Origin of the sequence: Streptomyces sp. RFCAC02, from assembly GCF_004193175.1 — a bacterium.
GTDB lineage: Bacteria > Actinomycetota > Actinomycetes > Streptomycetales > Streptomycetaceae > Streptomyces.
The window spans coordinates 3,310,646-3,319,545 of record NZ_SAUH01000001.1; the positions used below are offsets into that span (position 1 = coordinate 3,310,646).

Genomic DNA, 8,900 nt, shown 5'->3' on the forward strand with positions numbered 1-8,900 from the left:
GGTACCCGGCGTCAGCTCACGGCCTGCTTGACGAGGGCGGAGATGCGGTCCTCGTCGGCGGCGGTCAGCTCCTCCTTCAGCGCGAACGCGACCGGCCACATGGCGCCGTCGTCCAGCGCCGCCTGGTCGCTGAAGCCGAGGGTGGCGTACCGCGTCTTGAACTTCCCCGCGTTCTGGAAGTGGCAGACGACCTTGCCGTCCCTGGCGTACGCCGGCATCCCGTACCAGAGCTTCGGCGTCAGCCCGGGGGCGGCGGCCCTGATGATCGCGTGGACGCGCTCGGCGAGGGCGCGGTCCCCGTCCGGCATCTCGGCGATCTTCGCCAGCACCTCGCTCTCCGTGTCGGCCTTCGCCTTGCGGGAACGGCCGCGGGTGCTCTTCAGCTCCTTCGCGCGGTCCTTCATCGCCTCCCGCTCCTCGGCGGTGAAACCGTCGTACTTCTCGGCGGACGACTCGGTGCTGCTCATGGTGCTTCCTCCTGTGGTGCGGTGGCCGGGACGCCGTTCCCCCGACGTACGCGGGGGTCCCGTGGCGGGGCTTCTCTATTCCTGACCGGCCGCGGCAGGCCGGTAGGCGGCGGGCGGCACGCCCACCAGGTCGGTGAAACGGGGATCGAAGACGCCGGGCGCCGGGCACCCGACGGCGGAGCGGACCTCGGCGACCCCGAGGCCGCAGCGGTCGAGCAGGACGGTCGCGCGCTCGACGCGGCGGGCCATCAGGTACGCGTACGGCGACGACCCGTAGGCGGCGCGGAACGCGTGACCGAGGTGCCGGGCCGGCAGGTCCGCGCCGCGGGCCAGCGCCTCGACGTCCAGCGGCCGGGCGTACTCGCGGTCGATCCGGTCGCGGACGCGGCGCAGCCGCGCGAAGTCGCTCAGGCGCCGCGCCTCGGCGCGTGCGCGTCCCCAGCCGGGAAGGCACATGGCGGGACTCCTCCAGTCATGCGTACCGGCGGGCGGTTCAGCGGACTTCCTGGATGCGGACGAGGTTGCCCGCCGGGTCGCGGAACGCGCAGTCCCGGACGCCGTACGGCTGCTGGGTCGGCTCCTGGACGACCTCGGTGTCGCCCGCCTGGATCCTCTCGAACACGGCGTCGAGGTCGGCGGTGGCGAGGAGGATCCACCCGTAGGTGCCCTTGGCCATCATCTCGGCGATGGTGCGGCGCTCGTCCTCGGTGATGCCCGGGTCCACGGCGGGCGGCGCGAGGAGGATCGACGTGCCGGGCTGCCCGGCGGGGCCGACCGTGATCCAGCGCATCCGGCCCTGGCCGACGTCGTTCCTGACCTCGAAGCCGAGCACGTCGCGGTAGAAGGCGAGGGACTCGTCCGGGTCGTCGTGCGGGAGAACGGTCGTGTGAATCGTGAGGTCCATGACGACAAGGCTAGGGACGGCCCGGCGGGCGTGCTTCTCGATTCCTGACCGATGGGGGGCGCGGTCTCGGGGTGGACGGTCGGGGTCGGGCCGGGGGTCGTTCAGGGGCGTGCCGGGGGCCGTCCCCGATGATCCCCGCCGTCCGCGCGGCGAGTCTTGACACATGCGGATCACACAGAGGCTCCACCACCGGGGCATGTCCGTGCCGGCTGTCGTGGCGTCGGCGCTGCTGCTGGCGTACGGCGGGCTCAGGTACGTGGACGGGCTGGACGGGGACCACGGCCCCGGCCTCGCGTGGAACATCGGGCACGCGCTGTTCTTCGTCGCGCTCTGCCTGTTCGGGGTGGTCGCGGTGCGGGCACGGGCGGCGCTGCGGTCGGGACCGGCCCGCTCGACGCTGGCCGCCGAGGCGATGGGCGCGACGCTCGTCGGCCTCTGCGGGTTCCTCTGGGTGACGCTCGGGGACCTGTTCCCCGCGCTGGACGACGCCGCCGCGCTGCCGGATCCGCTCTACGCGCTCTGCCCGCCGCTGTTCCAGTTCGGGCTGCTCGTACTCTTCATCCTGCTGTCCCGGAAGGGGCTGGTCCCCTGGTGGACGCCGGTGCTGGTGTTCGCCGGCTTCACGGCCATCGGGGCGAACCTGGACCTGCTGCCGGCCGGCGCGGTCCTCATCCTGGCCGGGCTCCTGCCCCTGACGCGCCGCCGCCCGGCCCTGGCCTGACCGGACGCCGGAGGCCCCGGTACCGAGGGGTACCGGGGCGGCGGCGCACGCGGGGGAGGGTCACCTGTCGCGGGAGCACAGCGCTGTGTCCACGGCGGTCATCAGGTCGCCGCGGGTCGTCGCGTCGGCCGCCAGGGTCGTCGTGTAGACGGTGACGGTCCCGCGCCCGGACGACGCCCGGCCGCCGGCAACGGAGTCGCCCGGCAGGTCACCGCCGTGCCCCCAGTACGTGCCGCCGCAGCTCAGCTCGTAGCCGGTGAGGCCGTAGCCGTAGCGGGTGCCCTCGGGGTACATCTCGGCCTCGCCGACCGCGGTCGTGTCGTGCGTCATCAGCAGGACGGCGCCGCGCGGCAGCAGCTCACCCTCGAACAGCGCGTCCCAGAACGTGTTGAGGTCCTCCGGGGTGGAGACCAGGCCGCCGGACGCGCCGAACTCGTAGCCGGGCAGCTCGGTGATGTCGGTGACGCCCGCCTCGGGGTCGGCGGGGCTGATGCCGTAGTTCCGCGCGTGGGGGCCGCGCAGCTCCAGTTCGCCGGCCTCGGGCCAGTAGGTGTCGTCCAGGTCGAGCGGGTTCAGGATGGTGTCCTCGATGTAGGTGCGGAAGTCCTCACCGGTCACCCGGTCGATGATCATGCCGAGGACGAGGTAGTTGGTGTTGGAGTACGCCCAGTCCGTGCCCGGCTCGAACAGCGGCTCCTGCGACAGGGCCAGCGCCAGGTGCTCCTCCGGCGCGGTGCCGGTGGCGGTCCAGTCCATGAGGTTCACGTACTCCGGCAGGCCGCTGGTCTGCATCAGGAGCTGCCGCACGGTGATGGTGGAACCGGCGAGCTGCGGCACGTACCGGGCGGCGGTGTCGGCGAGGCTCAGCTTCCCCTCCACGACCAGCCGCATGACGGCGACCGACGTGAACGACTTGCTGTTGCTCGCGATCCGCACCTGGCCGTCGGCCCCGGGCATCGGCCGGTCGCTGCCCAGCTCCGACGTGCCGGCGGTCCATGTGCGCGACCCGTCGTACGCGAGCGCGCCCGGCACGCCGTCCTCGTCGACCAGGACGTCCAGCGCCTCCTGCACCTCGTCCGTACGGTGGTCCCCGCGCCCGCCGTGCGCGGCGGCGGCCGGAACGGTGGCACCGACGACGGCGGCGGCGAGGAGGACGGCGGCGGTGAGGCGACGGCGCATCATGTGGGGCTCCTGGTGGGGATGTTCTCGATCAGGTGTCTTAAGCATCGCGTCCACCGCGGCGCCGGACACTGGCCGTGCCACCCCGACTGGGGGGTGTACCTGCCGACACCCCCACCGGCCGCCCAGATCTCCGATGCCGTAGCGCCGGGTGGGGACCCCGTCCCGTTTTTGCGGTTCTGTCGTCGTGTCGGACGAACGGGAGCATGCCGCCAGTGCTGCGGCAGCGGGTCACTATGGGGGCGGATGACCCGGAGCAGGGAGGTGCATGGTGATCAAGTGCGTCGCGCTGGACATCGGCGAGACGGTGACCCGGGACGACCGGTACTGGGCTTCGTGGGCCGATTGGTTCGGCGTGCCGAGGCATACCCTGTCCGCCCTGGTCGGTGCGGTGGTGGCCCAGGGGCGGGACAACGCCGACGCCATCCGCATGCTGCGGCCGGGGGTCGATCCGGCGGCCGAGTACGCCGCGCGCGAAGCGGCCGGTCGTGGTGAGTTCCTGGACGAGACCGACCTGTACGAGGACGTGCGCCCCGCCCTCACCGCGCTGAGGGAGCGGGGATTGCGGGTCGTCCTGGCGGGCAACCAGACGGCACGGGCTGGTGCGTTGCTTCGCGGCCTGGCTCTGCCGGTGGACGCCCTTGCGGTGTCGGACGAGTGGGGCGTCGCCAAGCCGTCGCCGGAGTTCTTCACCCGGGTGACCGAGCTGGCCATGGCGCGGCCCGAGGAGATCGTCTACGTGGGCGATCACCCGGCGAACGACGTCTTCCCGGCTCACGCCGCCGGGCTCCGGACCGCACACATCCGGCGGGGGCCATGGGGACACCTGTGGGCGGGCGATCCGGAAGTACGCTCCACGGCCGACTGGTCCATCGGCAGCTTGCACGAACTACAGGATCTGACTGCCTAACGAAAGGGAACTCCAGCATGTGATCGCCTCGGTACTGTTCGGAGTATTCGCACCGAACGGGAGACAGTATGCCCGCGCACTCCGCGTCGGAAGTCGGCCGACGCATCGCCTACTACCGGCGGATCTCACGTCTGACGCAGAAGCAGCTAGCCGAAGCCGCTGGGCTCGGCGCCGGCACATTGCAGAAGATCGAGCGAGGCGCCCGAGGAGCCTCCGATGCCGTGCTGGAGGCCATTGCCGATGCGCTCGGCGTCAACGTCGAGCGTTTGCACCGAGACCGGGACCGAGCGGCAGGGCGCATACAGGAGGCGATGCCCCACCTGCGGGGCCTCCTTGCTGCCTACGACGATCCCGATGATGGCCCGGTACGTGAACTGTGCGTTCTTCGGGATGCTGTCGCGGAAGCAGTTCAGCAGAGGCTCGCAGCGCAATACGTGCGGATCATGCGGAGCGGCCCCGACCTGCTGGCGGAACTGCTCAGGGCGCTTGCTGTGGTTCCCGCACGTGACCGAGCGGAAGTAGCTCAGTTGCTTGTGGGCGCGAGTCGAGCGGTCGATGCTGCTGCATACAAGTACGGGGCCATGGATATGTCCGCTCGGCTGGTGGACCTGATGCGCTGGGTGGCTCCCCAGACCCATGATCCGGTCACGGCCAGCACGGTGGCATACGTGCGGACGGAGGTGTACTTCGCGAGTCGGGCGCATGCCGCTGGCCTTCGCTCATTGGAACGAGCGATCGATGCCTCACCGTCACCTGGCGATGCGAGAGCTGCCGCTGCCCGTGGAGCGTTGCACATGCGCGCTGCAGTCATCGCAGGTCGGGCGGGTGACAGTGATGCGGCGACCCAGCACATGGATCAAGCGTTCAAACTTGCCGCGCGTGTTCCCGAGAGCGTTTACGACGGCACTGCGTTTGGGCCGGACTCTGTACGGATCCACGAGGTGTCCCTGTCGGTCGCCCTCGGCGGCGTGCACCTAAAGCGCGCGCTGGACATCGGCCGCGAGTGGGCACCCTCCCGCGAGTTGACTGCGGAGCGCCGGTCCTCGTTCTACATCGAGTTGGCGCGCGCTCAGCTATGGGCAGGCCGACCAGACAGTGCCTTCAGGTCGCTTGAGGAGGCCCGTCAAATCGCTCCACAGCACACGCGGGAGCACCGCTGGGTCCGTGAGGACATCGGGACGCTCCGACGGCTGCGCAGAACGAATGCTGAAAGCCTCTCCAAGTATGCCGAGTGGTGCGCAGCCGTCTGATAGGCGACTGACCCTCTGTGGGTCACTTCCGCCGTCTTCGGAGGGGCAGCATCTGCTCACTGAAGGACCAGCGGAGAGGGTCCGGATATGGCTCCTCCGTAGTCTGCGGCACTCACTTGGAGACTTCGTATGTTCGAGCCGTTTCAGCTACCCGCTCCCGAGCCCGCGCCGGTGCGGGAGGAGAATCCTCGGATCACCGTCATCACCGGGTTGGAGGGGCCGTTCGTGCCCGGGGCCGGGTGGAGTGCGGTGCGTGAGGAGTGTCCTGATGGTGCGGGTGAGGACGCGTGAGCGCGCAGCGTCGGTGCTGTTCGTGCGGTGTCACCGGTGACGGGATGACCGCCATCTCCCTCATCCCGGCCGAGTCCGCCGCCGCGTGGTCGCAGTACGCGTGTCGTGGCTGTCTGGTCCGCGGGCGCCTCATTCCCGTGCTCCACCACCCGGCGACGAGCTGGGGTGAGCCGCACCAGTGGCCGCGCGCCGTGCCGGACGAACTGGTCGAGCGGCTCGCGGACGTGGCGCCCGGCATCGCGCTCGGTGCGGTCGTGACACGGCTCTTCCGTGCCGTACGGGCCGGCGCGGCGCACGCCGTGACCGCCGCCGTGGACGAACTGCGGGTCGTCGGCTACCGGTTGTCCACGCGGTGCATGTACTGCGAGACGGCGGAGGGACCGCTGACCGTCGTCGCGGTGCGTGAGGCGGCGGCCGGTCCCGGGCACGGGTTCCACGCCTGCCGTCCGTGCCTGGTCGGGCAGCGGCTCATGCCGTTCACCGTCCAGCCATCCGGCGGCGCGGGAGAACTGCGCTACTGGCCGGACGCCGTCCCCGACAGCCTCGTGCGGCGGCTCGCCGAGCTGGGTGACGACCACCTGGCCGACCTTCAGCCCGTCGTCGAGCGGATGTGGCCGGCCGTCGCGATCGCCGCCGGGCGCACGGCCGGTGATCTGCAACGGGACGCGGCCCGCGCCGTCGTCGCCGACGCCGTGGACGTGCTGCGCGCCGCCGTCCGTGACGTGGTGCCGGACGGCGGACGGTGACGGCCGCCCTGCTGGTCCTCGGCATCGCGGCGGGCGCGCTCGCCGCGTGGGCCGGTTCGCTGCTCCACATCGCCCGGACCGTCGCACGGGCACTGGACCGCGACGGCCCGCGCCCCTGAACGGCGGCGCCCCCGCCGGCCATGGGCAGGGGCGCCGTCCATGCCCCGTCGGGGGCACTGGGGTCACTTGATGTCGATCACCCTGTCGTGGTTCTCGTTCCACGTCACGTCGGAGCCGATGGTGCCGCCGGGCGGTGAGTACAGCGGAGTCTCCCCCTCGACCGGCTGGTACTCCGGGTCCGGCCCGAGATCGTAGCCGCCCTCACCGTCGAGGCCCTCCAGAGCGGCCTGCGCCGACGCCAGGTCGTTGAACTCGAAGGCGTGCTTGACGTTCTCGAAGGTGTTGGCGTAGCTCTGCAGGTTCGCGGCCGCCGAGTGCAGCGACATGCTGAACTGTTCATACACCGTCTTCAGCGCGGGCGAGGCCTGTTCGAGGTACAGGCCATTGTCGAGCAGCATGTCGACCTTCGCCACAAGCCGGTAGATCTCGGGAATCATCATCTCGGACTGCGAGACCAGAACGGTGCAGCAGTCGGCTATCCCCTCGTAGTTGAGGCGGATGTTGCCCGACGAGCCGTCACCGCTCCAGGGCGTGAGTTTTTGAGTTTCGTCCGGCATGAACTCTCCTGGTGGATCCGTCGCGGGGGAGGCGGGGTATTACTGGCCCGGGTTGAGCATCGCCTGCGCGTACTCGTGGTCGAGCTGCAACAGGTTGTCCTTGATCATGACGAACTGGTTCGCGTAATCGTGGACCGCGTCGACGAGCTCCGTCAGGCTGGCGCTGAACTTGGTGAACGTGTCCCTCAGAACGGCCTCGGTCTCCGGCAGCTGCAGATCCGTGCCCAGCGTCCCCTGGACCTTCATGTTGCACGTGTCGACGCAGGGCGAGAGCACGTCCGTGGCACTGTTCCTCATCACCTGTGCCGCGTCTTCGACCTCCGAGGCGATGACCTCGATGTTCACGCCGCGCGATCCGCTGCCGGGCCGGAGCACCTGCTGGCCGTCGTCCGCGAGTACCTGCTGGGTTACGTCTTCGGGCATGAACTACGCGCCTCCTTGCGTGGTGGTTGTGATGCCGGGTTCAGAGCTTGTCGTTGCTGTAGTTGTGCGGCTCGTCGTCTTCGCCGTCGTCGTCGGAGTCGCCGACCTCGACCCACTCCGCGTCGGGTCCGTCCCGGGTGTACTCGGTGACCTCGACCTCCTCCTCGCCGTCGTCGTTCGTGCTCGTGACCGTGCTGGTCCACGTGCCCGCGCCGGGGTTCTCGGAGTCGGAGTCGTTGATCACGTACTCGTCGACGGTCACGGTGCCGTCGGCCGACGTGTTGGTGACAGTGTGGTCGCGCTGGTCCCACGTGTTGTCGGCGCCGGGGACGTTCGAGCTGTTCTCGCCGGCGACGTCCTGTTCCGCGACGATCGAGGGCGGCCCGTCGTACTCCGTCGTCGTGGTGTACGTCTGGCCGGTGTGGCTCGTGAAGTCCGACTGCTCCGCGATGATGTTGTAGTCGTCGTCGTACTCGACCGTCGTCGTCACCGTATTGCCCAGGGCGTCGGTGAGCGTCAGCTCGTTCGGTGGCGCGTCGGCCGGCTTCTCGGGTTCCTCACCCGGCTGCGGCGGCACCCGGTCGTTGATGCCGTTGAGATTGTCGATGTCGGACTGCAGATCCAGCTCGTACGCTCCGCACCACTCGGGCGCGTCCTCCGCCGAGCACACCGTGCCGATGTCCTGGTCGGGGTGCGCCGCCATGTAGTCGGCGGCGCCGATGTCCTCCAGGTAGGCGTTCCAGTTGTCGTTCTTCGTCACCCAGTCGTCGTACGCCTGCTGCTCACCGACCCACTGGTCGATCTTCATCTTCGCCAGGGTCGACAGCATGGTGGCGGCGATGGCGCCGTCCTGCTCGTACATGACCCGGGCCAGGCCCTCGTAGGAATCCCCGAAGTCGTTCAGGCCCTTCACGCCGTCCTCGACCCGGGCTTTGGACCGGTTGAAGAAGAAACGGAACCAGTGGCCGAGATTCTCGTCGCCGAAGATCCTGGTGTGCTCGTCGTCGTCCAGGTCGCCGAAGGTCGCCCACTCGCCGTCCATGCCGCCCGTCTTGGCGTCCTCGGCCAAGTCGTGCATGAAGCTCGCGAGGTCGAACAGCAGATCGTAGTTGACGGCGAAGCGCTCCGTCGTGATCGCCTCTTCGCTATCGGCCACTCCACGCCTCCCTGACGCGCCCGGTCCGGCTGCCTCCGCATGGTCCCTCACCTCTACTACGCGCCACCGGCCGATACGGTTCACCGGCCGCACCGGAACTTCCGCGAACAATCCGGCGGTGGTTGAACCTTCCGTGCCTCCCGCGCGTGGAATGGGCGGAGGATCATGCCGGAGCG

Annotated in this window: 12 protein-coding genes; 5 read left to right on the forward strand and 7 right to left on the reverse strand. The window is 69.8% G+C overall.

What is annotated here, in order from left to right:
• Positions 1–11: 11 nt before the first annotated feature.
• The 3 genes from EMA09_RS15480 to EMA09_RS15490 all read right to left on the reverse strand — a co-directional run bounded on the left by EMA09_RS15480 (position 12) and on the right by EMA09_RS15490 (position 1,371).
• A complete protein-coding gene (locus EMA09_RS15480) occupies positions 12–467 on the reverse strand; it encodes a DUF1801 domain-containing protein (protein ID WP_129841615.1) in 456 nt (151 codons plus the stop codon).
• Between the two features lie 75 nt (positions 468–542).
• Positions 543–923: an AraC family transcriptional regulator gene (locus tag EMA09_RS15485; protein WP_129841616.1), complete on the reverse strand. Its 381-nt coding sequence runs from the start codon at positions 921–923 to the stop codon at positions 543–545.
• A gap of 37 nt (positions 924–960) precedes the next feature.
• The gene (locus EMA09_RS15490; RefSeq protein ID WP_129841617.1) at positions 961–1,371 is read right to left on the reverse strand and encodes a VOC family protein; all 411 of its coding nucleotides are present in this window, start codon (positions 1,369–1,371) and stop codon (positions 961–963) included.
• Positions 1,372–1,534: 163 nt separating this feature from the next.
• Here EMA09_RS15490 and EMA09_RS15495 point away from each other — a divergent pair, with 163 nt between their 5' ends.
• Complete coding sequence (locus EMA09_RS15495; protein WP_240796415.1) at positions 1,535–2,092, forward strand: hypothetical protein; 558 nt, start codon at positions 1,535–1,537, stop codon at positions 2,090–2,092.
• A gap of 60 nt (positions 2,093–2,152) precedes the next feature.
• On the opposite strand, the gene EMA09_RS15500 is transcribed toward EMA09_RS15495, so the two are convergent.
• Positions 2,153–3,274 (reverse strand): serine hydrolase domain-containing protein, encoded by a 1,122-nt coding sequence (locus EMA09_RS15500; RefSeq protein ID WP_129841618.1) that lies wholly within the window; start codon positions 3,272–3,274, stop codon positions 2,153–2,155.
• Positions 3,275–3,539: 265 nt separating this feature from the next.
• Between EMA09_RS15500 and EMA09_RS15505 the strand changes: the two genes are divergently transcribed.
• The 4 genes from EMA09_RS15505 (at position 3,540) to EMA09_RS29290 (ending at position 6,587) form a co-directional block, all read left to right on the forward strand.
• The gene (locus tag EMA09_RS15505; protein ID WP_129841619.1) at positions 3,540–4,181 is read left to right on the forward strand and encodes an HAD family hydrolase; all 642 of its coding nucleotides are present in this window, start codon (positions 3,540–3,542) and stop codon (positions 4,179–4,181) included.
• A gap of 68 nt (positions 4,182–4,249) precedes the next feature.
• Positions 4,250–5,431, forward strand: coding sequence for a helix-turn-helix transcriptional regulator (locus EMA09_RS15510; RefSeq protein WP_129841620.1), 1,182 nt, complete (start codon positions 4,250–4,252; stop codon positions 5,429–5,431).
• Positions 5,432–5,766: 335 nt separating this feature from the next.
• Positions 5,767–6,468, forward strand: coding sequence for a hypothetical protein (locus EMA09_RS15515; RefSeq protein ID WP_129841621.1), 702 nt, complete (start codon positions 5,767–5,769; stop codon positions 6,466–6,468).
• Positions 6,465–6,587: a hypothetical protein gene (locus tag EMA09_RS29290; protein WP_276324184.1), complete on the forward strand. Its 123-nt coding sequence runs from the start codon at positions 6,465–6,467 to the stop codon at positions 6,585–6,587. Before EMA09_RS15515 ends, EMA09_RS29290 begins: the two co-directional genes overlap by 4 nt.
• Before the next feature lie 63 nt (positions 6,588–6,650).
• Here EMA09_RS29290 and EMA09_RS15520 read toward each other — a convergent pair whose 3' ends face one another.
• Genes EMA09_RS15520 through EMA09_RS15530 form a run of 3 tightly spaced genes read right to left on the reverse strand, consistent with a single transcriptional unit; the run spans position 6,651 to position 8,724 of the window.
• Entirely contained in the window at positions 6,651–7,145 is a 495-nt protein-coding gene (locus EMA09_RS15520) for a hypothetical protein (protein WP_129841622.1), read from the reverse strand.
• Between the two features lie 39 nt (positions 7,146–7,184).
• Entirely contained in the window at positions 7,185–7,568 is a 384-nt protein-coding gene (locus EMA09_RS15525; RefSeq protein WP_129841623.1) for a hypothetical protein, read from the reverse strand.
• A gap of 40 nt (positions 7,569–7,608) precedes the next feature.
• A complete protein-coding gene (locus EMA09_RS15530) occupies positions 7,609–8,724 on the reverse strand; it encodes a hypothetical protein (RefSeq protein ID WP_129841624.1) in 1,116 nt (371 codons plus the stop codon).
• Positions 8,725–8,900 lie beyond the last annotated feature (176 nt).